Origin of the sequence: Streptomyces sp. NPDC093586 (assembly GCF_044764905.1) — a bacterium.
Lineage (GTDB): Bacteria > Actinomycetota > Actinomycetes > Streptomycetales > Streptomycetaceae > Streptomyces.
On the sequence record NZ_JBIWJA010000012.1, the window covers coordinates 165,879 to 188,971 of the forward strand.

A 23,093-nucleotide genomic window follows, 5' to 3' on the forward strand; every position below is an offset into this window, starting at 1 on the left:
GCGGTCCGGCGAGCCGGGAGCGCCGGGCAGGCGACACACCCTGTGCACCACCATGCCCCGGCCGGGGCCGGTTCGCACCGGGCGGGCGTGAACGGCCGGAGACGGGCCGGTGGGGGAGCGGTGACGGGACGGTCAGCCGGAGCCGTCGAGACGGCACAGCAGCAGGCACACGTCGTCGTCGCGCTCCGAGTCGCTGAGCAGGGGACGCAGGATCCCGTCCGCCGAGCCCTCCAGGTCGGTGTCCAACTGCTCCGGGGTGAACGACCCCAGGGCCGCGGCCAGGCGTTCGATGCCCGGGTCTATGCCCAGGGCCCGCCGCTCCACCAGACCGTCCGTGTACAGCGCCAGCGTCGAACCCGGCGCCAGCAGCTCCGTGTGGTCGGCGATCTCCTGTTCGAGCGGGATACCGAGCATCGCCCCCGGTTTGGCGTCCAGCGTTCGGACTAGGCCGTCCGGGGTACGCAGCACCGGCGGCGGGTGACCGGCCGCGGCCCACGTCATCGTCGGGTCGTCGGGGTGGAAGCGCGCGATGACGGCGGTGGCGAACAGGTCCGGCTGGAGGTGGTGCAGGAACGTGTGCAGCCGGGTCAGCAGCCGGCCCGGGCTGCCGCCGTCGACCGCGTAGGCCCGCAGCGCGGTCCGCAGCTGGCTCATCATCACGGCCGCCCGCAGCCCGTGCCCGGTCACGTCGCCGACCACGACGATCACCCCGCCGTCGGGCTGGCGGAACGCGTCGTACCAGTCGCCGCCGATGTTCAGCCCGTGCGTGGCCGGCAGATAGCGCGCGGCCAGGCTCAGGCCCGGCGGCGCCGGAAGCTCCGTCAGCAGGGCGCGCTGCAGGGTCTCGGCGATGTCCCGGTTGTGCTGATAGCGCTGGGCGTGGTCGATCGCGATGGCGGTCCGCCGGGTGAGCTCGATCAGCATCACGGCGTCGTCCGGGTCCCAGCGCTCCCCGGGCGGGGTGAGCGTCACGACGCCGAGCGGCGCGCCCCGGGTCGGCAGCGGGATGCACAGCAGGGGGCGGTCCGGATCCAGTGCCGAGGGCGGATGGTCGTCGACGCCCGGCAGCCCGCCCGGGTGCGCGGCGGCGTACTGCGGCCGTCCGGTGCGGGCCGCGACCACGGCCGCGGCGGCGTGCACCGGCGGCCGGTTCCGGTCGCCGTCCTGGTCGAAGATCCAGACGTCGACGCCGGCGGCGTACTCGGGCACGAGCAGGTCCGGCAGCCGGCGCACGATCTCGTGGTGGTCGAGCGAGGCGGTGAGCACCGCGCTCGCGTCCGCCAGGAACGTCAGCCTGCGACGGGCGTTCTCCGCCTCGGTGCGGGCCTTGCGCTCGGCGGCGAACGCCTCCCGCTGGGCCCGCCCGGCGGCGTCCAGCTCGGCGTGCAGCGCCACGACGCCCTGGTTGGTCTGCTGCAGCTCCTCCCGGTGGAAGGCGACGAGGGCCTCCTGCTCGGTGAGCCGGTCCAGCACCAGCGCCGTGTCCTCGTCGGCGCCCAGCAGGGCCTCCGCCAGCGCGGTCGGGTCGTCCGCCACGGCGTCCTCCCGGGCGGCCGGGACCGCTTCGGGGCAGGGCACCGCCATCCGCCACGGCGGCTCCCCGTCGGCCGCGGCCTCGCTCGCCGGCGTCACCACGGCGTGCAGCACGCCCCGCCCGGCGTCCGGCGTGCCGGCGGGCGCGGTGGCCGCCTCCAGAGTCAGCCGCCAGGTGCCGCCCTTGGTCAGACACTGCCGCAACCGCGTGCTCAGCGAGGCCGCCAGCCGCGTGCGCTCCAGCGGCGGCACACCGTACGCCGCGGCCAGCCGGGCGGTGGCGATACGGGCCCGGGCGGCGTCCGTGACGCCGGTGATCTGCCAGGTACGGGTCATGGGCGGTCCGGCGGGGTCGAGGTCAGGACGGCCACGGCTGTGTCGTCGCGCACGGGGCGGGCGGAGCTGCTGGCGTCACGGATCGTCACGGCCGCGGTCACGGCCGGGTCGACGTCCGGGGCGCAGGCGTCGGGCGACGGCGTCCAGCGGCTCGGCAGACCGTCGCTGTGCAGGATCAGCACCCGGTCGTCCGCCCACTCCCGCTCCTCGTCGCGCACGGTCGTGGGCCGGTGGGTACCGACGATGCCGGGCTGGGACACCAGTGGCCGCCAGGTGCCGCCCGCGCAGAGCCGGGCCCCTATGTTGCCGATGCCGGCGAACCTGAGCCGCCCGGCCCGCGTGTCGACCTGGGCGAGCGCGACGGCCGCGCCGCGGGTGCCGGCCAGCGCCGCGTCCAGCCGCTTCAGCGCCTCGGACGGCACCAGGTGAGCGGCGCCGCGCAGTGCCTCCACGGCGGCCGCCGAGGCCCGGGCCGCTTCGGGGCCGTGGCCCAGCCCGTCGGCCAGCATCAGCGTCACCCGGTCCCCGGACCGCACCCACGCCCAGGCGTCACCCGAGTAGTCGGCACCGCCGAACGGCACGTTCACGCCACCGGCCCGCACGCCCGCCACCGGGCCCTCGTCCGCGGCACGGCCGCGGGGAGCGCCGCCGATCCGGGCCAGCACCACGGTGCCCCGGCCCGGGACGCTGTGCAGACCGAAGTCCTCGGCCACGCGCGCGCAGGTGCCCAGACCCGCGCCGAGCGAGCCCGTGGTGGTGAACCCGTCGCTCAGGGCGGCGGACACGTCGGCGATGCCCGGACCGTGGTCGACCGTCGTGATCTGCACCGCCCTGGCCTCGTCCCGGCCGGCCGTGAGCAGGGGCGGGGACACCACGTCGATGAGGACCTGACCGCCCCCCGCGTGCTTGAGCAGGTTGGTGGCCAGCTCTGTGGCGACCAGCGCCGCGGAGGCGGTGCACTGCTCGTCCAGCCCGGCCAGGGCCGCCGCGTGCTCCGCGGCCACCCGGGCGTCGCGCACCCGGGTCGAGTCGTGCACGGGTACGTCCCACACGCGTGGCATCAGAACTCCTCTCGCGGCCGCGGCGGACGGCCCACCCACGAGGTCACCCGCACCGTGGTGCCGGCGCCCGGGGCGCTCTCGATCGCGAACTCGTGCACCAGCCGCCGGGCACCGCCCAGCCCCATGCCGAGCCCGTCGCCGGAGGTGAAACCGTCACGGAGCGCCTGCTCGACGTCGGCGATGCCCGGCCCCTCGTCGCTGAACGTGAGCCTGAGCCCTCGCACGCCGCCCTCGGTGACGGCTTCCGTGTCCATCGTCCCGCCGCCGCCGTACACCAGCGTGTTGCGGGCCAGTTCGCTGGCCGCCGTGACCAGTTTGGTCTGGTCCACCAGCCCGAAACCGAGCTGGGCGGCGGCCTGCCGCACGTGCTGTCGCACCCACACCAGATCCATGTCCGAACGGATCGGCAGGCGGGCCTGGGCGCCCGCGGCAGTGTGCATCACGGGCTCTCCTGGCGCAGCCCGCCGTAGCGGGACGACGGAGCCTGCCGGGCGAGGAGCTCCATCGCCACCTCGGTGCTGAGCGCGGTGTGCACCCGCGGCAGGGTCAGGCCGAGCTCCACCAGGGTGATGGCCACCGCCGGCCGCATGCCGACCACCACGGTCCGCGCGGCCAGCAGATCGGTCTGCCCGGCGATCTCGGCCAGCACCCGGCCCAGGAAGGAGTCGACGATCTCCACACCGGAGATGTCGATGATCACACCGGTGGCCCCGGTACGCACGATGGTCTCGGCGAGATCCTCCTGAAGGTGCTGCGCCGTGCTGTCGTACAGATCTCCCTGAAGGGTGACCAGGAGGACGTCACCGAGCCGCAGGACCGGCACATGGCCCGTCACGGGGCCCGTGTGGGGCCCGGGAAAACCCTCGTTCACCGCGCGACCGGACCGTTCACGACGGGGTTCACGATGCCGACGCCGAGCTGGTGCAGGATGTAGCCCAGCGCGTCGGCGAGGCTCGCCCGGGTCACCACCGTGCCCAGGTCCAGGCCGAGGTGGACCATCGTCTGCGCGATCGCGGGCCGGATGCCGGAGACGATGCACTCGGCGCCCATCAGCCGGGCCGCGGCGACCGTCTTCATCAGATGCTGGGCCACCAGCGAGTCGACCGTCGGCACCCCGGTGATGTCCAGGATCGCGTACCGCGCCTGCTGCTCGACGACGGCCTCCAGCAGGGTCTCCATCACCACCTGGCTGCGGGCGCTGTCCAGCGTCCCGATCAGCGGCACGGCCACGATGCCGTCCCACAGCTTGATGACGGGCGTGGCCACCTCCAGCAGCTGCAGCCGCTGCCGGTCGATCAGGGCCTGGTTCTCGTTCAGCGTCGTCTGCATGACCACCACCCGCAAGGTGCCCATCAGGACACTGAGCGTGGTGACACAGTCCCGGACGTGATCGGCCGAGGCGTCCGGGAGATCGGCCAGCAGCAGGTTCTCGACCGGTGGGCGCAGGGCGGCCAGTTCGCTCGACACCTGCGCGGTGCTCAGGCCGGCGCGGGAACGGGCCGCGCCCATCCTCGACAACTGCTCGCGCACGGTGGTGAATCCCGCGGCGTCCGGGTCCTCCACCCGGGACGCGTCGGCGACTTGGGCCAGCGCGTCCACCACGGACTTCCCCGCCTCGACCGCCTCGTCCCGCGAAACGGTGAACACCGTCCGGAACAAGGGCTCGTCGGCCCACCGCTGGGCGATCTGCTCACGACGGCGCCGCAGGAACTCCCTGATCTCCTGCGTCGCCGATCCGGCCGTTCCCTCCGCCTGCTCCGGCACTTGTTCCACTCCTCATCCGCGTTGCGCCGTACCGACCCCGCGGGCAACGTGACGGCGACGTGACTCTGCCGGGCGACAACTGTAACCATCCGGCGACCTCGCACGACACCTGCTCCCGCACGAGCGGCCCGGATGAGCGGCGGGGCGGGCACGCTCAGGCTTCGGGCACCGCCGGGCCCTCCGGCTCCCGGTCTATGCGGGAGAGCGCCTCCTCGACGCTGTCGGAGACCGGCACGGTGATGCTCACACCGGTCAGCTCCAGGATGCGCAGCACCGCCGGGGCGGGCGAGATGATGTGCACGCTGCCCGGCAGGTCACGGGCCTCCTGGTAGACCCGGAGGATGATGTTCATCCCGGAGGAGTCCATGAACGGGACGTCCGACAGGTCCAGCAGGAAGTGCCGTCGGCCGTGGTGCAGTTGATTGGCCAGGTGGTGCTGGAACTCGGTCGCGGTGTCGACGTCCAGATAGCCCTCCACCTTGAGCAGCGCGACGTCCTCCCGGGGCAGCGTCACCTCGACGGACAGCGGGTTCTGGGCAATGGGCACGTGTACCTCCAACGATCCTGACGGCCAGGGGCTGGGTCACCCCCGTGAGCGACTTCGCAGTCCCCGGGCGAGGGGCACGCCGGCGATCGACATCACCGTCCGCCGTGCCCCCGCCTCGTGAACACCGCTCACCGCGCCGGGCGTATACCCCCGAATCCGAAGGTCACACGTCACCCGACCCGGATGCCCACGAGACACGTGTCGTCGTCCGTGTCCGACCTGCTGTAGGTCAGCAGCCGGTCCAGGTGCTGGTCGAGCGACCTGGGGGTGGGACGGGCCGTGCTCAGCAGCTGCGACAGCGACTCCTCCACCGAGCGGTCACGGCGTTCGATCAGACCGTCGGTGTACATCAGCAGCGTGTCCTCGGCGGCCAGCTGCACCTCGTCCTCCTCGTAGGCGGCCTCCGCCACCGCGCCCAGCAGCATGCCCCTCACCAGCGGCAGGGGCTTCGCCTCCGGGCCCCTCACCAGCACCGGCGGCAGATGCCCGGCGCGGGCCCAGCGCAGCGTCCGCCGGGCCGGGTCGTACAGGCCGCACACCGCGGTCGCCGTGACCCCGCCGGTCAGATGGTGCGCCACGATGTTCAGCCACGACAGCAGCTGCCCCGGACCCGCGCCCGTCACCGCCAGCCCGCGCAGCGCGTTGCGCAGCACGACCATGCTGGTCGCCGCCTCTATGCCGTGCCCGGCCACGTCCCCGACGCACAGCAGCACCATCCGGTTCGGCAGCATCACCGCGTCGTACCAGTCACCGCCCACCAGCTGCTCCGTCTCCGCCGGCCGGTAGCGGACGGCCACCTGGAGGTCCGGCACCCTGAGCGGGGTCTGGGCGGGCGGCATGATCGCGTGCTGCAGCTGCAGGGTCAGCCGGGCCCGCTCGACGGCCTGCTGCTCGGTGTGCGCCAGCTGGTCGCGGGTCGCGGCGAGCGCCACCTCCGTCCAGTGCTGGGCCGAGATGTCCTGGTAGGCGCCCCGCACGACGAGCAGGCGGTCGTCGGCGTCCAGGACCGGCTCGGCCACCACCCGCACGTGCCGGGTCACCCCGTCCGGCCGTTGCAGCCTGAACGCCGCCGACGCCGGCCTGCGGTGGTGCAGCAGCGTGCGCAGGAACCGGCCGATGGGGACGGCGTCGTCCGGATGGGCGTGGGCGGTCAGCTCCTCCAGCGGCACCGGGGTGCTCGTCCGCGGACGCCCGTACAGGTCGAACAGCTGCCCGTTCCAGGTGATCTCACCGGTCAGCAGGTTCTCCTCGAAGCCGCCGATGCGGCCGAGGCGCTGGGCGTGCTGGAGGAGGCTGGCCAGCCGGGCCGTCTCGTCCTCGATGCGCCAGATGAGCAGCACGGCGTTGCCGTGCCGGCTGATGCTGATGTCCGCGACCGCCGACAGCGGCACCTGGTCGACCAGCGCGGTCAGATTCATCCGCCGGGCCCGGAACGGCTCGCCCGTGGCGTACACCCGCTCCACGCTCCGGAACAGCTCGCTCTCCCCGGCGGCCATCGGATACGCCTCCAGCAGCAGTGCGCCGCCCACCACGGCACGCGGCCGTCCGGCGGGATCCAGGAAGCGCTTGTTCACGTGCTGGATGCGGAAGTCCGCCAGGTGCCCGGCGGCGTCCAGGTGCGGCACCAGGACCAGGGCGGGGTCGTGCAGCCCGTCCGCCAGGTCCATCAGCTCCGCGGCGTCCGGCAGCACCCGCGGCTCCAGCCCGGCGCCGTGCGGCGGCGTGTACGTCTCCAGCGTGTGCGCGCACAGCTCCGCCAGGGCCTCCACCTGGCGCACCACCTGGGGCGGCTGCGCGGGCAGGGGCTGCGGCCAGGCGATCTCCAGCACGCCGTGGATGCGTCCCCCCGTACCGGCGGGCACGGCGGCCCGGCCGCCGTCGGGGTACTGGTGCCGGCCCACGCTGGGCAGCCCGGTCCGGGCGAGCGAGGTGATCCACTGGCCCGCGCGTTCGGTCAGGCCGCGCCGTGCCACCGTCGCCACGTCCGGCGGCACATAGCGCCAGCGCGTGGCCTCGGCCGGCGAGAACCCGGCGCAGCCGGCCAGCGTGAGCGACCCGTCGGAGCCGGCCGCCCAGATGGCCACGGCGACCGCGCCGAGCGGGCGCAGCGCCTGCTCCAGCAGGGCGTCGGCGACGGCCTGGGTGTCGTCCGCGGCCAGCGCGCCGCTCTCGGCCGCCCGCAGCCGCACGGCGGCGGACTCGGCGGACGGCTGCCCGACGCTCTCGGAGCTCTCGGAGTTCTCGGGCTTCTCCGCCTCGGCCGCGGCGGTGGCCGCGAGGAACGCGTCCGTGACCTCCGACATCCGGTCCCGGGCGGCCTGGTTGATCACGTCGACCGCGAACTCCAGCTGCGTCACCTGGGACTGTTCGGCCAGCTCGGCGAGCTGCCGCGCGGCCTGCGCCGGGCCGCACCCGAGCCGGGCGACCAGCACGCCCTTGGCGAGCTCGATCAGGGCCCGGCCCTCGGCCTCCGCCTGCGCGGCCCGCACCTCGCGGCTGAGCCGTTCCACCGTGGCCGCGAGCCTGCCCACGGGCGACAGCGGGGACATGCCGCGCAGGCCGGCGGCGGCCTCGCCGGCCTCGCCGGAGGCGCCGGGCGGTTCGCCGGCGCCCGGTTCACGCGGCTGCTCGGAGATGCTCACGATCGGGAAGCTCCTCGGCTGGAGACCGTCATGGTGCGGGGCGCGCCGCGCCGCGCACCGTCCGGCCCACTGGTGTACGGGACGGGGGCCGGCGCGGTCATGCGGGCAGCCAGCGCCGCACGCAGGCGATGAGGTCCTGCGTGTCGACGGGCTTGGTGACGTAGTCGCTGGCCCCGGAGGCGAGGCTCTTCTCCCGGTCGCCCGGCATCGCCTTCGCCGTCACCGCGATGATCGGCAGGTCCGCGTACCGCGGCATGCGGCGGATCTCCGCGGTCGCCGTGTAGCCGTCCATCTCCGGCATCATCACGTCCATCAGGACCAGCGCGACCTCCGGATGGTTCACCAGCGTCTCGATGCCCCGCCGGCCGTTCTCCGCGTGCAGGACCCGGAAACCGTGCAGCTCCAGGATCCCGCTGAGCGCGAAGAGGTTGCGCGCGTCGTCGTCCACGACCAGGACGGTGCGGCCCGACGGCGTCTCCGCCACGGGCTGCGGCGCCAGATGCTGTGGCTCCTCGGGGCGGACCAGGGACAGCACGTCCCCGGGCTCCTCGGCGGACAGGTGCAGCGCGATCCGCTCCCGCAGCTCGTCCAGGCTGGACAGGAACTCCAGCGCCCCGCCCCCGGCGCCGGCGCGCAGCCGCTCCTCCAGCGCCACGTCCGCGCGGTGACCGCTGTGCACGAGCACCGGCACGCTCGCCAGCGCCGAGTCGCCCCGCAGCGCCTGGAGGAACCGGGACGCCTCGGAGTCCGGCATGCCCAGCTCCAGGACCACGCAGTGGCACGGCTCGGCCGCCAGCGCGCCGGCCGCCTCCTCGGCCCCGACGGCGGTGATGACGTCGAGCGGGGGCCTGCCGCCCGCGTCGTCCCGCCCGGGCGACAGGTCCGCGACCACGCTCTCCGCGACCAGGGTCAGCAGACCGCGCGGCCGCTCCTCCACCACGAGCAGCCGTCGCGGACGCCGGCGGTGCCCGCCGGGCAGCTCGGGCAGCGGCGCCGGGCTCGTGAGCACGTTCGCGGGCGACCGGTCCGGCGCCTGCTCCCCGCCCCGGCCCAGCAGGTCCTCGAAGTCGGGCCGGGCCACCGGCAGGAACAGCGTGAACGTGCTGCCCTGGTCGGGCGTGCTGTCCACCGTGACGGCGCCGCCCAGCAACTGGGCGATCTCCCGCGTGATGGACAGGCCGAGCCCGGTGCCGCCGTACTTGCGGCTGGTCGTGCCGTCGGCCTGCTGGAACGCCCCGAAGATCGACTCCAGGTGCTGCTCCGGGATGCCAATGCCCGTGTCCCTCACCCGGAAGGCCACCACGGCGCCGCCCCGGACCACACCGTTGGGCACCTCGTCGTCCGGTGCCGGCTCGATGGCCAGTTCCACCCCGCCCCGCTCGGTGAACTTCACCGCGTTGGACAGCAGGTTGCGCAGCACCTGACGCAGCCGGGAGTCGTCGGTCAGCAGGTCCGCCGGCGCGCCCGGCGCCGTCGTCACCGTGAACTCCAGGCCCTTCTGCGTCGTCATGGGCCGGAAGGTCGCCTCGACGTACTCGATGAGCTGACGCAGCGTCACCCGCTCCGGGGAGACGTCCATCTTCCCCGCCTCGACCTTCGACAGGTCCAGGATGTCGTTGATCAGCTGGAGCAGGTCCGAGCCCGCCGAGTGGATGATCCCCGCGTACTCGACCTGCTTCGGGGTGAGGTTGCGCGACGGGTTCTGGGCGAGCAACTGGGCGAGGATCAGCAGGCTGTTGAGCGGGGTGCGCAGCTCGTGGCTCATGTTCGCCAGGAACTCCGACTTGTATTTCGAGGCCAGCGACAGCTGCTGGGCGCGGGCCTCCAGCTCCTGGCGGGCCTGCTCGATCTGGAGGTTCTTCGCCTCGATGTCCCGGTTCTGGGCGGCCAGCAGGGACGCCTTGTCCTCCAGTTCGGCGTTGGAGCGCTGCAACTCCTCCTGCTGCACCTGCAGTTCCGTGGAGCGGGCCTGCAGCTCGGCCGTCAGGCGCTGGGACTCGGCGAGCAGCTCGTCGGTGCGGGCGTTGGCCACGATGGTGTTGACGTTGACGCCGATGGTCTCCATCAGCTGTTCCAGGAAGTCCCGGTGGATCGGCGTGAACGGTGTGACCGACGCCAGCTCGATCACGCCGAGCACCTGGCCCTCGACCACGATGGGCACCAGCACCAGGGCGGTGGGCACCACCTGGCCGAGCCCCGAGGAGATGGTCACGTAGCCGGGCGGCAGCTCGTCCACCACGATGGTGCGCCGGCTGCGCGCGGCCTGGCCGACCAGGGTGCGGCCGAAGGCGATCCGGGTGGGCCGGTCCGCGTCCTCGGGATAGCCGTAGGAGCCGACGAGCCGCAGCTCGGGGCCGTCGTCGCCGTCCTCGGCCAGATAGAAGGCGCCGTACTGCGCCGACACCAGCGGCACCAGCTCGTCCATGATCAGCTCGGCGACCACGGGCAGGTCCCGGTGGCCCTGCATCAGGCCGGAGATGCGGGCGAGGTTGGTCTTGAGCCAGTCCTGCTCCTGGTTGGCCCGGGTGGTCTCGCGCAGGGACTGCACCATCGCGTTGATGTTGTCCTTGAGCTCGGCGACCTCGCCGGACGCCTCCACGTTGATCGAGCGGGTCAGGTCGCCCTCGGCGACGGCACTGGTCACCTCGGCGATCGCCCGGACCTGGCGGGTGAGGTTGCCCGCCAGTTCGTTGACGTTCTCCGTGAGCCGCTTCCAGGTGCCGGAGACGCCCTCCACCTCGGCCTGGCCGCCGAGCCGGCCCTCGGTGCCGACCTCGCGGGCGACGCGGGTGACCTCGTCGGCGAAGGCGGAGAGCTGGTCGACCATCGTGTTGATCGTCGTCTTGAGTTCCAGGATCTCGCCGCGCGCGTCGACGTCGATCTTCTTCGACAGGTCGCCCCGGGCCACCGCGGTCGTCACCAGCGCGATGTTGCGCACCTGGCCGGTGAGGTTGTTGGCCATCGAGTTGACGTTGTCGGTGAGGTCCTTCCAGGTGCCGGCGACGTTGGGCACGTGCGCCTGGCCGCCGAGCCGGCCCTCGGTGCCGACCTCGCGGGCGACGCGGGTGACCTCGTCGGCGAACGCCGACAGCGTGTCGACCATCGTGTTGATGACCTCGGCCAGGGCCGCGATCTCGCCCTCGGCCTTGACGGTGATCCGCTGCGACAGGTCACCGCGGGCCACCGCGGTGGCGACCTGGGCGATGGAGCGGACCTGCCCCGTCAGGTTGGACGCCATCACGTTGACGTTGTCGGTGAGGTCCTTCCAGGTGCCCGACACGCCGCGCACCTGCGCCTGCCCGCCCAGGTTGCCGGCCGTGCCGACCTCGCGGGCGACGCGGGTGACCTCGTCGGCGAAGGCGGAGAGCTGGTCGACCATCGTGTTGATGGTGTTCTTCAGTTCCAGGATCTCGCCGCGCGCGTCCACGGTGATCTTCTGGGAGAGGTCGCCCTTGGCCACCGCCGTGGCCACCTGGGCGACGTTGCGGACCTGGTTGGTCAGGTTGCCCGCCATGAAGTTCACCGAGTCGGTGAGGTCGCGCCACGTCCCCTTGACGCCCTGGACGTCCGCCTGGCCCCCGAGCCGTCCGTCGGTGCCGACCTCGCGGGCGACGCGGGTGACCTCGTCGGCGAAGGCGGAGAGCTGGTCGACCATCGTGTTGATGGTGTTCTTCAGTTCCAGGATCTCGCCGCGCGCGTCCACGGTGATCTTCTGGGAGAGGTCGCCCCTGGCCACCGCCGTGGCCACCTGGGCGACGTCGCGGACCTGGATGGTCAGGTTCCCCGCCATGGCGTTGACCGAGTCCGTCAGATCGGCCCAGGTGCCCGAGACACCCGGCACCCTCGCCTGCCCGCCGAGGGTGCCCTCGGTGCCGACCTCGCGGGTCACCCGGGTGACCTCGGAGGTGAACACGGACAGCTGGTCCACCATGCCGTTGAAGACCTTGGCGATGTCGCCCATCAGGCCGTCCGCCTCGTCCGGCAGGCGTGTGCCGAAGTCGCCGTCCCGCACGGCCGTCAGGCCGGCCAGCAGGCGCCGCAACTCCTGATCGCCCGGCACCGTGTCCACGGCACCGGTGCTGTCGCTGGTCATGCGCACCCTCGTTCCGCTCCCCAGGAGCCCCCGGCATCCGAGGGCTCGGAACACCTCCGGACTCGTCAGGCGGTCCGGTCTGTCGTGCGTGCATTTCCGCAGTTCACGGATCTGCTCGATGAGAAAAATACGTCAGAGGCTAACCCAGGTGCCGAGCGGCCGACAAAGCGAGGGGCCCCTGCCGGACCCGGGGTCCGCGCCCCGGCCGACCGCCCGCCCCGAATGGGGTGGCCCGTGCCGGGTATCCGCTGCTGTGGAGCCGGTCCGGCCAGCCCGCCCGTGGCATCCGCCCGGCCCGTCAGTCGTCGAGCCATGCCGAAGGGAAGGGACAGCGTGCCGACGGACAACATCTGGTCGTACGCGGCGGACAGCGGACACACGGAGGGGCAGGACCTCACGGGCTGCACCGTCCTCGCGAGCGACGGCACCGTCGGCCACGTGGACCGGCAGGCCGAACACTTCGGCATGCGGCACCTGGTCGTCGACACCGGCGTCTGGGTCTTCGGACGCAGCGTTCTCGTACCGGTCGGCATGGTGCGGGGCGTCGACCCCGAGGCCCGCACCGTCACCGTGGCGTGCACCAGGGCGGAGATCAAGGCCGCGCCCCGGTTCCGGACCGACAGCGAGACCATGGACCGGGAGTATCTGGCGGCCGTGGGCGACTATTACGACCGGTTGCCGCCGCGGGGGACCACGGGCGACTGACCCGGTGGCCGGCCCGATCCGGCACAGGACGACAGCACGGCCGAAGCGAGCCAGGGACACCACAGACATGGAACGAACCGACCCGATCACCACCTCCGCGCCCGCCGGCACACCGGCGCCGGCCGGCGTGACCAGCGCGGCCGACGCGCGGGCCCACGCGGAGTCGGTGGTGCGCGCACGGTGGGGCGGCACGGACCGCGGGGTGCGCGAGGAGGACGTGGTCGACCTGCTGCTCGTCGTCTCGGAGTTGGTCACCAACGCGATCCGGCACGGCGGCGGACTGGCCGGCTTCGACGTCCGGACCACGGACGAGGGCGTGTGGATCGCCGTCCACGACCACAGTCCGGTGGTCCCCCGGGAGGTGTACGCGTTTCCCACCCGTCACCACGGCAGCGGCTACGGCTGGCCGCTCGTCGCCCGCCTGGCGCGGGACGTCGCCGTCGTCCGGCGTCCCGAGGGCGGCAAGACGATCAGCGCGCTGGTGCCGATACGTCCGCGCGGCACCTGACCCGGGCGCTCACCAGGGCAGGAAGACATGGATGTCCTTGCCCCGCCCACCGGTGACGACGCTCACCTGGTCGGACAGGGTGTGGATGAGATGCCAGCCGATACCGCCGCCGCCGCTGCTCGGATGGAAGGGACGCGGCGCGGGTTCCGTGGTGCTGGTGTCGTGCATCACCACGTGCACACCGTCGAAGGTACGGCGCAGACGCAGCTCGAAGGGCCCCGGGGCGTACTGCACCGCGTTGGCCGCCAGTTCCGTGACGACCAGCAGGATGTCGTCCCAGTGCTCGGGCGCCGAGGGCGGCGCCACACGCGCCAGGTCGTAGAGGAACTCCTCCGCGACAAGGCGAGCACCGGTCACATTGTGCAGCTCCCCGGTGAAGCTGGCGGTGCGGCTCGTGATCTCCTCGGAAGCCAGTGTCCTGTCCCAACGCGACTCGGCTGCCATTTCGCCTTCCCGGCCCGGCGTCCACCGGGCGTCGTCCTTCCCTTGCTTCCCCCTCGTTTGTTAGTTCCCGAGTCGGCGGAGCCTACGCGCCCGTCTCCGCAGGGGAACGGCGCGGCGCACCGCCGGTGATGCTCCCGTCACCGGAAGAAGACGTTCACCGGAAGAAGACGTTGTCCGAGTCCTCCCGGCCGGCCGGTTCCCGCGCCGGCACGTGCGGCCGCCGCCGCGAGCGGGCCTCGTACATCGCGTCGATCTCCAGGGCGTAGGTCCGCACGATCTCGTCCCGCCGCAGCTTCATCGACGGTGTGAGCAGCCCGTTGCGCACGTCGAACGGTTCCGGCAGGACGCGGAAGACCCGGATGGACTCCGAGCGCGAGACGGTGCTGTTGGCCGCGGCGACGGCCCGGCCGATCTCCTCCCGCAGCGCGTTCTCCTCGCGCGCCTCGCGCACCGACGCGTCGCCCTGGAGCGCCAGAGCCGCCCGCCAGTGCGTCAGGAACTCGGGGTCCAGCGTGATCAGCGCGCCCACGCAGGGCCGGTTGTCGCCCACGACCACCGCCTGGTGGACGAGCGGGTGCATCCGCAGCCGCTGCTCCAGGGCGGCCGGGGCGACGCTCTTGCCGCCGCTGGTGATGATGACGTCCTTCTTGCGGCCCGTGATCGCCAGGTAGCCCTCGTCGTCCAGGTGCCCGAGGTCCCCGGTGGCCAGCCAGCCGCCGCGCAGCACCCGGCGGGTGGCCGCCTCGTCGCCGAGGTACCCCTGGAACAGCGACGGGCCGCGCACCAGGATCTCCCCGTCGTCGGCCACCCGGATCTCCGTGCCGGGCAGGGCCTGCCCGACGGTGCCCGACTTCTCCCGGCCCAGCGGCTGCATGGTCAGCCCGCCGCTGGTCTCGGTGAGGCCGTAGCCGTCGTGCACGTATATGCCGATGCCCTCGTAGAAGAGGGAGAGGTCGCGGCTGAGCGGCGAACCGCCGGACGTCGCCCGCCGTACCCGGCCGCCCAGCGCCGCCCGCAGCCGGCGGTACACCGTCCGTTCGTACAGGGCGTGCTGGAGCCGCAGATCGAAGCCGGGCCCCGGCCCCCTGCCGAGCCGCCGGCGTTCCAGCGCCGCGGCGAAGTCCCGCGCCGTGCCGGCGGCCCGCTCGAGCAGCGCCCCGTGGCCCGCCTGCCGGGCCGTGCGCAGGAAGTTCTTGTAGAACTTCTCCAGGATCGACGGGACGGCGTAGAAGTACGTCGGACGGAAGGAACGCAGCGCCGCCGACAGCGCCTCCTCGCTCGTCGCGGGCTCGTGCGCCATGAGCAGTCCGCCGCGGACGCACAGGTTCTGGATCATCAGCCCGTACACGTGCGAGAACGGAAGGAAGGCGAGGACCGCGCCCTGCTCCCCTTCGGGCGCCACCGTCCGGCCCCAGCCGGCGAGCAGCGTGTCGCACGGGGCGGCCAGGCCGCGGTGGCTCAGCGCGCAGCCCAGGGCCCGGCCCGAGGTGCCGGAGGTGTAGGCGACGACGGCGGTGGAGTCCGGCGGCACGATGCGGCGCAGGGAGTCGACGGCTGCGTACGGGATGGGCTCGCCGCGCGCCACCAGCTCGGCCGGCGCGCCCGCGTCCAGCTGCCAGACGTGCCGCAGCGACGGCAGCGACGCGCACACCGAGCCGACGGTCATCACGCTCTGCTCGTCCTCGACCACCACGGCCACGCAGCCCGCGTCCCGCAGGATCCACTCGACCTGGTCGCGCGAGGAGGTCGGGTAGACCGGGACGACCTCGCCGCCCACCGTCCACAGCGCGTAGCTGAAGACCGTCCACTCGTACCGGGTGCGGGCCAGGATCGCCACGCGGTCGCCCGGCCGGATCCCGCACGCGATCAGCCCCTTGGCCAGGCCGACCACCTCGTCGCGGAACTCGACGGCCGTCACCCGTTCCCAGACGGCCGAGGACGGCACGGGGCGGCGCGCGAGCATCGGCAGGGCGGGGGTGCGGCCCGCCGTCTCGAAGAGACTGTCGGCGAGCCCGCCGGTCAGGGGCGGCGGAGCGGCCCGGGGAGTGGGAGCGAGGTCGCGCATGCGCTGCTCCTGACGGGGGTGGGGGGTGGCGTCGCCGACGAGCACCGTCATCGGCGGCTCGAATCTAGCCGAGCCGCGCGGGCGAGGAGGCCGGGACGGCGGAAGTGTTCCCGCCCGGTGATCCGGGCGGATCGGGGGACCCGTAGGGCATGAGCTACACGAACCCCGATCCCGACCCGGAACACACCACCGGCCTGGAACCGGGCGGCGGTGTGCCCCCCGGCGAGACCCCGCCGGCGGAGAGCAGCCTGCCCGAGGCGGGCCCGCGCGAGGTGCACAATCCCACCAAGGGCTGGGCCAAGGGACCCCTGGTCCTGATCCTCGCCCTCGTGGTGCTGATCGCGGCCGGCTTCCTCGCCTACGCCCTCGCCCTGATCTTCTGAGCGGCCACGGCGAGGAGGCGGGCCCGGCAGGGCACGGTCCGCCTCAGGCCGACTGGGTACGGCGCACGCACTCGGCGACGACGTCGCGCAGGCTGCCGGTGCGCTCCAGCAGCTCGCGCTGCACGCGGGCGCCGTTGCCGTGCCGCAGCAGGCCCTCGGCCAGTTCCTCGGCCCGCTCCAGGTCGCCGGCGGCGGCCAGCGCCTCCCGTACGTGCTCCAGCAGGGCCCGGACGACCGTCTCCGCGGGCATGCGCCGCATCGTCGCGGGGTGCAGAAGCTCCTCCGTCAGCCCGGACCGGGCGGCCCGCCAGGCGGCCAGGCGCAGCAGGCTCACACTGTGCCCGACCGGCTCCTTGCCCTCCCGCCACTCCCGCGCGGCCGTCTCGACCAGGGCACGGGCCAGGGCGGCGATCAGGACGGCGGTACTCGCGTCCAGGCAGACGTCCATGACCCGGAACTCGACCGTCGGGTACCGCCGGGCCAGCCGGACGTCGAAGTAGATCATCCCCTCGTCGAGGATGGTCCCGGTGGCCACCATGTCCGCGACCCGCCGGTGGTAGGTCTCCGCCGACCCGAACAGTTCCGTCGGCCCGGCCGACGGCCAGCGCTGCCAGACCCGGCTGCGGTAGCTGCTGTACGCCGAGTCCTTGCCCTGCCAGAACGGCGAGTTCGCGCTCAGCGCGGTGAGCACCGGCAGCCAGGGCCGCACCCGGTCGACGACGGCGACCGCCTCCTCGTCGGACTCCACGGACACGTGCACGTGACAGCCGAGGACGAGCTGTTCGTGCACCACGACGCCGTACTGCTCCTCCATCCACCGGTACCGGTGGTTCATGCCGACGGCGGGACTGACCGGCAGCGGGGAGGTGGCGAGCGCGGCGACGGCGCAGCCGATCCCCCCGGCGTGCCGCCCGGCCTCCTCGCGGCAGCGGACGATCTCCGCGTGCAGCCGTTCCATGTCCGCCTGCGGATGCGTGGCGAACTCGAGCATCTGCTCGTGCAGTTCCTTCTCGAAGACGTCCTGCTCGTCGTCGTCCCGGGAGGCCCGGGCGAGCACCGCGGCGGACAGCGCGCGCGGCTCGCCGGACTCGGGATCGACCAGGAGGAGTTCCTCCTCCACTCCGACGGTGCGCACGTGATGCCGCCTTTCTGTGGGACCGGCCGGGGCGACGACGGGGACATCCCGTCGTTCGAACCCCGACTGCCCCCACAAGGGCCGCGGAACACCTGGCAGCGCCGCAGCGCGTCACAGGGCGAAGGGCGTCAGCCACACCGTGGCCAGCGGCGGCAGCGTGATCCGGACGGTGCCGTCCTCCGGCTTGACCGGGTCGGGGTTGGTCACACCGCTGCCGCCGTACTCCTCGGCGTCCGTGTTGAGGACCTCCTGCCAGAGGGCGGCGTCGTCGCCGACGGCGAGCCCGTACCCGTGCCGGACCACCGGCGAGAAGTTCGACACCGCCAGCAGAGGGCTGCCGTCCTTGTCGAACCGCAGGAACGCGAACACGTTGTCCTCGGCCGCGTCCACGGCGACCCAGCGGAAACCGGCCGGGTCCGTGTCGCGCTGCCACAGGGCCGGGGTCCGGCCGTAGCGGGTGTTGAGGTCGCGCACCAGGTCCTGGATCCCGCGGTGGTCGCCCGCCGAGTGGTACCCCTCGTCGAGCAGCCACCACTCGGGGCCCTGCTTCTCCGACCACTCGGCGCCCTGCGCGAACTCCTGGCCCATGAACAGCAGCTGCTTGCCGGGGTGCGCCCACATGAAGCCGAGATAGGCGCGGACGTTCGCGCGCCGCTGCCACCAGTCGCCCGGCATCTTCGACACCAGCGCCCGCTTGCCGTGCACCACCTCGTCGTGGGAGATCGGCAGCACGTAGTTCTCGCTGTACGCGTACACCATCGAGAAGGTCATCTCGTGGTGGTGGTACTTGCGGTGCACCGGCTCGTGCGCGACGTACTCCAGGGAGTCGTGCATCCAGCCCATGTTCCACTTCAGCCCGAAGCCGAGCCCGCCGGTGTCGGTGGGCCGGGTCACCCCGCCCCACGCGGTCGACTCCTCGGCGATGGTCACCACGCCGGGGCAGCGGCGGTAGACCGTGGCGTTCATCTCCTGCAGGAACGCCATGGCCGCCAGGTCCTCCCGGCCGCCGTATACGTTCGGCTCCCACTGCCCGGAGTCGCGCGAGTAGTCCAGGTAGAGCATCGAGGCGACCGCGTCGACGCGCAGCCCGTCGATGTGGAACTCCTCGCACCAGTACACGGCGTTCGCCACGAGGAAGTTGCGCACCTCGGTGCGGGCGTAGTCGAAGGTGTACGTGCCCCAGTCCGGGTGCTCGGCGCGCCGGGAGTCCCCGGGCTCGTACAGCGGGTCCCCGTCGAAGCGGGCCAGCGCCCAGTCGTCCTTCGGGAAGTGCGCCGGCACCCAGTCCATGATCACGCCGATGCCCGCCCCGTGCAGGGCGTCGACCAGGTACCGGAAGTCGTCGGGCGAGCCGAGGCGCGCGGTCGGCGCGTAGAAGCCGGTGACCTGGTAGCCCCAGGAGGGACCGTAGGGGTGCTCGGCGACCGGCATCAGCTCGACGTGGGTGAAGCCCAGGTCCTTGACGTACGCGGGCAGCACCTCGGCCAGCTCGCGGTAGGTCAGCCCCGGACGCCAGGAGGGCAGGTGCACCTCGTACACCGAGAACGGCGCCTCGTGCACGGGCGTGGCGGACCGGGCCCGCATCCATTCCCGGTCGTTCCACTCGTAGTGCGACGCGGTCACGACGGAGGCCGTGTTCGGCGGCTCCTCCGCCGCGCGCGCCATCGGGTCGGCCTTGAGGAACCGGTGCCCGTAGCGGGAGTGGATCTCGAACTTGTACCGGGTGCCCTCGCCCACGCCGGGCAGGAACAGCTCCCACACCCCCGACGAACCGAGCGAGCGCATCGGGAACGCCGTGCCGTCCCAGTGGGTGAAGTCGGCGGCGACCCGCACGCCCTGTGCGTTCGGCGCCCACACCGTGAACCGGGTGCCGGTGACGCCCTCGTGGGTCATCGGTTCCGCGCCGAGCGCCCGCCACAGCTGCTCGTGCCGGCCCTCACTGATCAGGTGCAGGTCCAGATCGCCCAGCGCGGGCAGGAAGCGGTACGGGTCGTGCGTCTCCAGCTCGCCCCCCTCGTACGCCACGACGAGGGTGTACGCGGGGATCTCCGCGAGCGGCAGGACGCCGGAGAACAGGCCGTCCTCCTCCGACACGAGCGGGTGGCGCTCGCCGTCGACGACCACGCTCACCTCGCGGGCGAAGGGGCGCAGCGCCCGGAAGACGATCCCGCCGGGCACCGGATGGGCGCCGAGCAGCGCGTGCGGGTCGTGGTGGGCGCCGGCCAGGAGGCGCCCTCGGTCGGTCGGGTCCAGCGGTGGGGCGGCCCCGCACGCACCGGATGCGTGCGGGACGGGACCGGACGGCTCGGGGAGCGAGGTGTCGCGGAGGGCCACGGGTCAGTCTCCTCTCACGGCGAGTCGTTCGATCGCCGCCATGGGTACGGGAAGCCAGTCGGGGCGGTGCCGGGCCTCGTACAGCACCTCGTACACGGCCCTGTCGGTCTCGTAGGCGCGCAGCAGGCCGTGCTTCTTGCGGGGGTCCCACCCGGCCCGGGCGGCATAACCCGCGCAGAACGCCTCCCGGCAGCGGCGCGCCCACTCGGGGCGCCACGGGCGGCGCTGCCGGGCGGCGTAGTCGAAGGAGCGCAGCATGCCCGCGATGTCCCGCACGGGGGAGTGGGCGCTGCGCCGTTCGGCGAGCGGGCGGGACGGTTCTCCCTCGAAGTCGATGACGAACCAGTCCCGGCCGGCCCGCAGCACCTGCCCCAGGTGCAGGTCGCCGTGGATGCGCTGGGCGGGCGGTCCCGAGTCGCAGGTGGCCAGCGCGGCGAAGGCCGTCCGCAGTCCGGGCACGAAGGGCTGCAGTGCCGGCACGCAGTGCGCGGCGGCGGTCAGCCGCTCGGTCATCGCCGCCGCCGTGCGGCCGTTCTCGCCGGGGGGACCGGCCGGGAAGGCCGAGGCCAGCGCCAGGTGCACGTCGGCCATCGCCCGCCCCAGCTCGTGGGCCTGCGCGGTGAAGTCGTCCCCGGAGGACAGCGCCTGAAGGGCGAGGGTCCAGCCGTCGGAGGCGTCGTGCAGGAACGGCTGGAGCACGCCGAGCGTCGCCCCGTACGGATGGGTCGTCCGCAGCCACGCCACCGGCGCGGGCACCCGGTCGCACCCCTGCCGGGCCAGGGCGTTCGGCACCTCCAGGTCGGGGTTGATCCCCGGCTGGATGCGCCGGAACACCTTGAGGATGAACTCGTCGCCGTACACCAGCGAGGAGTTGGACTGCTCGGCGTCCAGGATGCGGGGCGCGAGCCCGCCGGGCACCGGACGGGACGGGTCGCACTCGAAGCGCAGCGGTCCCGCCTTGCCGGGGTGCCGCAGCCGTTCGAGGAGCAGCTGGGCCGTCCGGGGGTCGTGCAGGGCGTCGTAGACCGTCCGTCCGGCCAGCGGCCCCTCCTGCACCTGGCCGATGAGTGCCCGTCCCAGGCGCGGCGACGGCTGCTCGCGCACACCGAGCAGCAGCTGGTAGCAGTCGCCGGCCGGGGGCGTGCCGCCGGGCGCGGGGACGGGGCCGTGTCCGGTGTGGACCAGCAGGTGCAGGCAGCCGGGGAACAGTTCGGTCATCGACAGCAGACCGAGTTCGGCCACGGGCCGGTCCTTGCCCGCGAACCAGCGCTGCCTCGGCAGCCACTCCCGCAGCAGCCCGCCGAGCGAGGCCATCGGCTCGGCGAGATGCGCCGGCCTGGGGCGCAGGGGTGCGGTCTTCGGCATGGTGACGCGTCCTTTCCTCGGCCCACGCTCACACGCGGCGGCCGATGCGGGATGCGACTCGGGTGAGCCGGAACCAGTAGAAGCCGTGGCCCCCGAGGGTCAGCAGATACGGCAGTTCACCGATGGCGGGGAAACGGACCCCGCCGAACAGCTCGACCGGATGGCGGCCGGCGAACTCCCGCAGGTCCAGCTCGGTCGGCTGCGCGAACCGCGCGAAGTTGTTCACGCACAGCACCAGGTCGTCCTCGTACTCGCGCAGGAAGGCCAGCACGGCGGGGTTGGACGAGGGCAGCTCGGTGTAGCTGCCGAGGCCGAAGGCGGGGTTCTGCTTGCGGATCTCGATCATGCGGCGGGTCCAGTGCAGCAGCGAGGACGGCGAGGCCATCGACGCCTCGACGTTCGTCACCTGGTAGCCGTAGACCGGGTCCATGATCGTCGGCAGGAACAGCCGGCCCGGATCGCAGGTGGAGAAACCGGCGTTGCGGTCCGGGGTCCACTGCATCGGCGTGCGCACCGCGTCGCGGTCGCCGAGCCAGATGTTGTCGCCCATGCCGATCTCGTCGCCGTAGTACAGGATCGGTGATCCCGGAAGGGCGAGGAGGAGGGCGGTGAACAGTTCGATCTGGTCGCGGTCGTTGTCCAGCAGGGTGGCGAGCCGCCGGCGGATGCCGATGTTGGCCCGCATCCGCGGGTCCTTGGCGTACTCCGCGTACATGTAGTCGCGTTCCTCGTCGGTGACCATCTCCAGGGTCAGCTCGTCGTGGTTGCGCAGGAAGATGCCCCACTGGCAGCCCGACGGGATCGCCGGGGTCTTCGCCAGGACCTCGGAGACCGGGTAGCGCGACTCGCGGCGCACGGCCATGAAGATCCGCGGCATCACCGGGAAGTGGAACGCCATGTGGCACTCGTCGCCGCCGGAGGCGTAGTCGCCGAAGTAGTCGACGACGTCCTCCGGCCACTGGTTGGCCTCGGCCAGCAGCACGGTGTCCGGGTACTGCGCGTCGATCTCGCGGCGGACGCGTTTGAGGAACTCGTGACTGGCGGGCAGGTTCTCGCAGTTGGTGCCCTCCTCGGCGTACAGGTAGGGCACGGCGTCGAGCCGGAAGCCGTCGATGCCCAGGTCCAGCCAGAACTTCAGCGCGGCCAGCATCTCCTCCTGGACCGCCGGGTTCTCGTAGTTCAGGTCCGGCTGGTGGGAGAAGAAGCGGTGCCAGAAGTACTGCCCGCGGACCGGGTCGTAGGTCCAGTTGGAGGACTCGGTGTCGACGAAGATGATGCGGGCGTCCGCGTAGCGCGTGTCGTCGTCGGCCCAGACGTAGTAGTCGCCGTACGGGCCGTCGGGGTTCTTGCGCGACTCCTGGAACCACGGGTGCTGGTCGCTGGTGTGGTTCATGACGAAGTCGATGATCACGCGCATGCCGCGCTGGTGGGCGGCGTCGACGAACTCCACGAAGTCGGCCAGGTCGCCGAACTCGGGCAGCACGGCCGTGTAGTCGGAGACGTCGTACCCGCCGTCCCTGAGCGGTGACTTGAAGAAGGGCGGCAGCCACAGGCAGTCCACGCCCAGCCATTGCAGATAGTCCAGTTTGGCGGTGAGGCCCTTGAGGTCACCGACGCCGTCGCCGTTGCTGTCCTGGAAGGAGCGGACGAGGACCTCGTAGAAGACGGCTCGCTTGAACCATTCGGGGTCGCGGTCCTTGGCCGGGGTGTCCTCGAAGGTGTCCGGTACGGGCTCGTTCACGGTCATGAGGCTGCTGACCCTTCGTTCTGCGGCGCGGCGGCGGACGACCGCTGGACGTGGAAGACGTGCGCGGGGGCCCGGCCGGGCTCGAGGCGCACGTAGTTCGTCCTGCCCCAGTGGTAGGTCTCACCCGTGAGTTCGTCGTGGACCGGCACCGACTCGTGCCGGTCCAGGCCGAGCTGCGGCATGTCGAGACAGATCGTGCCCTCCTGGGTGTGGTGGGGATCGAGGTTGACGACCACCAGCACGACGTCGCTCCCCGCGCGCTTGCTGTACGCGATGAGGGCGTCGTTGTCGGTCCGGTGGAAGCGCAGGTTCCTGAGCCGGTGCAGCGCGGGATGGTCTCGCCGGATGGTGTTGAGGCGGGTGATGAGGGGGGCGATGGTGCGTCCCTCGCGCTGGGCGGCGTCCCAGTCGCGGGGGGTGAGCTGGTACTT

Annotated in this window: 17 protein-coding genes and 1 pseudogene; 3 read left to right on the plus strand and 15 right to left on the minus strand. The window is 72.7% G+C overall.

Features of this window, described 5'->3' with window-relative positions:
- Positions 1–132: 132 nt before the first annotated feature.
- The 8 genes from ACIRFH_RS15745 to ACIRFH_RS15780 all read right to left on the minus strand — a co-directional run bounded on the left by ACIRFH_RS15745 (position 133) and on the right by ACIRFH_RS15780 (position 11,976).
- The gene (locus ACIRFH_RS15745) at positions 133–1,869 is read right to left on the minus strand and encodes a PP2C family protein-serine/threonine phosphatase (protein ID WP_403520760.1); all 1,737 of its coding nucleotides are present in this window, start codon (positions 1,867–1,869) and stop codon (positions 133–135) included.
- The gene (locus tag ACIRFH_RS15750) at positions 1,866–2,930 is read right to left on the minus strand and encodes a SpoIIE family protein phosphatase (RefSeq protein WP_403520762.1); all 1,065 of its coding nucleotides are present in this window, start codon (positions 2,928–2,930) and stop codon (positions 1,866–1,868) included. The genes ACIRFH_RS15745 and ACIRFH_RS15750 overlap by 4 nt, the downstream gene beginning before the upstream one ends.
- Positions 2,930–3,370, minus strand: coding sequence for an anti-sigma regulatory factor (locus ACIRFH_RS15755; RefSeq protein ID WP_403520805.1), 441 nt, complete (start codon positions 3,368–3,370; stop codon positions 2,930–2,932). The genes ACIRFH_RS15750 and ACIRFH_RS15755 overlap by 1 nt, the downstream gene beginning before the upstream one ends.
- On the minus strand, positions 3,370–3,801 hold the full coding sequence (locus tag ACIRFH_RS15760; protein ID WP_403520764.1) for an STAS domain-containing protein: 432 nt from the start codon (positions 3,799–3,801) through the stop codon (positions 3,370–3,372). The genes ACIRFH_RS15755 and ACIRFH_RS15760 overlap by 1 nt, the downstream gene beginning before the upstream one ends.
- Positions 3,798–4,694: an STAS domain-containing protein gene (locus ACIRFH_RS15765; RefSeq protein WP_403520766.1), complete on the minus strand. Its 897-nt coding sequence runs from the start codon at positions 4,692–4,694 to the stop codon at positions 3,798–3,800. Before ACIRFH_RS15765 ends, ACIRFH_RS15760 begins: the two co-directional genes overlap by 4 nt.
- Positions 4,695–4,848: 154 nt before the next feature.
- Positions 4,849–5,241, minus strand: coding sequence for an STAS domain-containing protein (locus ACIRFH_RS15770; RefSeq protein WP_403520768.1), 393 nt, complete (start codon positions 5,239–5,241; stop codon positions 4,849–4,851).
- 170 nt (positions 5,242–5,411) lie between these two features.
- On the minus strand, positions 5,412–7,883 hold the full coding sequence (locus tag ACIRFH_RS15775; protein WP_403520770.1) for a SpoIIE family protein phosphatase: 2,472 nt from the start codon (positions 7,881–7,883) through the stop codon (positions 5,412–5,414).
- A 97-nt stretch (positions 7,884–7,980) separates the two neighbouring features.
- Positions 7,981–11,976 carry a HAMP domain-containing protein gene (locus tag ACIRFH_RS15780; RefSeq protein WP_403520772.1) on the minus strand — a complete coding sequence of 1,332 codons (3,996 nt, stop codon included), beginning with the start codon at positions 11,974–11,976 and terminating at the stop codon, positions 7,981–7,983.
- Positions 11,977–12,309: 333 nt separating this feature from the next.
- Here ACIRFH_RS15780 and ACIRFH_RS15785 point away from each other — a divergent pair, with 333 nt between their 5' ends.
- Positions 12,310–12,681: a PRC-barrel domain containing protein gene (locus tag ACIRFH_RS15785; protein ID WP_403520774.1), complete on the plus strand. Its 372-nt coding sequence runs from the start codon at positions 12,310–12,312 to the stop codon at positions 12,679–12,681.
- A gap of 67 nt (positions 12,682–12,748) precedes the next feature.
- On the plus strand, positions 12,749–13,189 hold the full coding sequence (locus tag ACIRFH_RS15790) for an ATP-binding protein (protein ID WP_403520776.1): 441 nt from the start codon (positions 12,749–12,751) through the stop codon (positions 13,187–13,189).
- 9 nt (positions 13,190–13,198) lie between these two features.
- Here ACIRFH_RS15790 and ACIRFH_RS15795 read toward each other — a convergent pair whose 3' ends face one another.
- Both ACIRFH_RS15795 and ACIRFH_RS15800 read right to left on the minus strand, forming a co-directional pair.
- Positions 13,199–13,633: an ATP-binding protein gene (locus ACIRFH_RS15795; protein ID WP_403520778.1), complete on the minus strand. Its 435-nt coding sequence runs from the start codon at positions 13,631–13,633 to the stop codon at positions 13,199–13,201.
- A 154-nt stretch (positions 13,634–13,787) separates the two neighbouring features.
- Positions 13,788–15,698 (minus strand): AMP-dependent synthetase/ligase, encoded by a 1,911-nt coding sequence (locus tag ACIRFH_RS15800; RefSeq protein ID WP_403520807.1) that lies wholly within the window; start codon positions 15,696–15,698, stop codon positions 13,788–13,790.
- 149 nt (positions 15,699–15,847) lie between these two features.
- Here ACIRFH_RS15800 and ACIRFH_RS15805 point away from each other — a divergent pair, with 149 nt between their 5' ends.
- Positions 15,848–16,081, plus strand: a complete 234-nt coding sequence (locus ACIRFH_RS15805) for a DUF6480 family protein (RefSeq protein ID WP_403520780.1) — start codon at positions 15,848–15,850, stop codon at positions 16,079–16,081.
- Positions 16,082–16,124: 43 nt separating this feature from the next.
- Here the strand turns inward: ACIRFH_RS15805 and ACIRFH_RS15810 are convergent, their stop codons facing one another.
- The 5 genes and pseudogenes from ACIRFH_RS15810 to ACIRFH_RS15830 all read right to left on the minus strand — a co-directional run.
- On the minus strand, positions 16,125–17,216 hold the full coding sequence (locus ACIRFH_RS15810) for a glutamate--cysteine ligase (RefSeq protein WP_403520782.1): 1,092 nt from the start codon (positions 17,214–17,216) through the stop codon (positions 16,125–16,127).
- 111 nt (positions 17,217–17,327) lie between these two features.
- Complete coding sequence (gene glgB, locus ACIRFH_RS15815; protein ID WP_403520784.1) at positions 17,328–19,550, minus strand: 1,4-alpha-glucan branching enzyme; 2,223 nt, start codon at positions 19,548–19,550, stop codon at positions 17,328–17,330.
- A 3-nt stretch (positions 19,551–19,553) separates the two neighbouring features.
- The gene (locus tag ACIRFH_RS15820; RefSeq protein ID WP_403520785.1) at positions 19,554–20,915 is read right to left on the minus strand and encodes a maltokinase; all 1,362 of its coding nucleotides are present in this window, start codon (positions 20,913–20,915) and stop codon (positions 19,554–19,556) included.
- 28 nt (positions 20,916–20,943) lie between these two features.
- Positions 20,944–22,662 carry a maltose alpha-D-glucosyltransferase gene (gene treS / locus ACIRFH_RS15825; RefSeq protein WP_403520787.1) on the minus strand — a complete coding sequence of 573 codons (1,719 nt, stop codon included), beginning with the start codon at positions 22,660–22,662 and terminating at the stop codon, positions 20,944–20,946.
- Positions 22,659–23,093 (minus strand): annotated as a pseudogene (locus ACIRFH_RS15830) (alpha-1,4-glucan--maltose-1-phosphate maltosyltransferase); the annotation flags it as partial. The pseudogene ACIRFH_RS15830 and the gene treS, both read right to left, overlap by 4 nt.

Excerpts from the sequence above, each read along its gene's own strand:
- ACIRFH_RS15745 (WP_403520760.1), bottom strand. The coding sequence starts at position 1,869 with ATGACCCGTACCTGGCAGATCACCGGCGTCACGGACGCCGCCCGGGCC.
- ACIRFH_RS15790 (WP_403520776.1), top strand. The coding sequence starts at position 12,749 with ATGGAACGAACCGACCCGATCACCACCTCCGCGCCCGCCGGCACACCG.
- ACIRFH_RS15820 (WP_403520785.1), bottom strand. The coding sequence starts at position 20,915 with ATGCCGAAGACCGCACCCCTGCGCCCCAGGCCGGCGCATCTCGCCGAG.
- ACIRFH_RS15755 (WP_403520805.1), bottom strand. The coding sequence starts at position 3,370 with ATGCACACTGCCGCGGGCGCCCAGGCCCGCCTGCCGATCCGTTCGGAC.
- ACIRFH_RS15805 (WP_403520780.1), top strand. The coding sequence starts at position 15,848 with ATGAGCTACACGAACCCCGATCCCGACCCGGAACACACCACCGGCCTG.
- ACIRFH_RS15780 (WP_403520772.1), bottom strand. The coding sequence starts at position 11,976 with ATGACCAGCGACAGCACCGGTGCCGTGGACACGGTGCCGGGCGATCAG.
- ACIRFH_RS15795 (WP_403520778.1), bottom strand. The coding sequence starts at position 13,633 with ATGGCAGCCGAGTCGCGTTGGGACAGGACACTGGCTTCCGAGGAGATC.
- ACIRFH_RS15800 (WP_403520807.1), bottom strand. The coding sequence starts at position 15,698 with ATGCGCGACCTCGCTCCCACTCCCCGGGCCGCTCCGCCGCCCCTGACC.
- ACIRFH_RS15750 (WP_403520762.1), bottom strand. The coding sequence starts at position 2,930 with ATGCCACGCGTGTGGGACGTACCCGTGCACGACTCGACCCGGGTGCGC.
- treS (WP_403520787.1), bottom strand. The coding sequence starts at position 22,662 with ATGACCGTGAACGAGCCCGTACCGGACACCTTCGAGGACACCCCGGCC.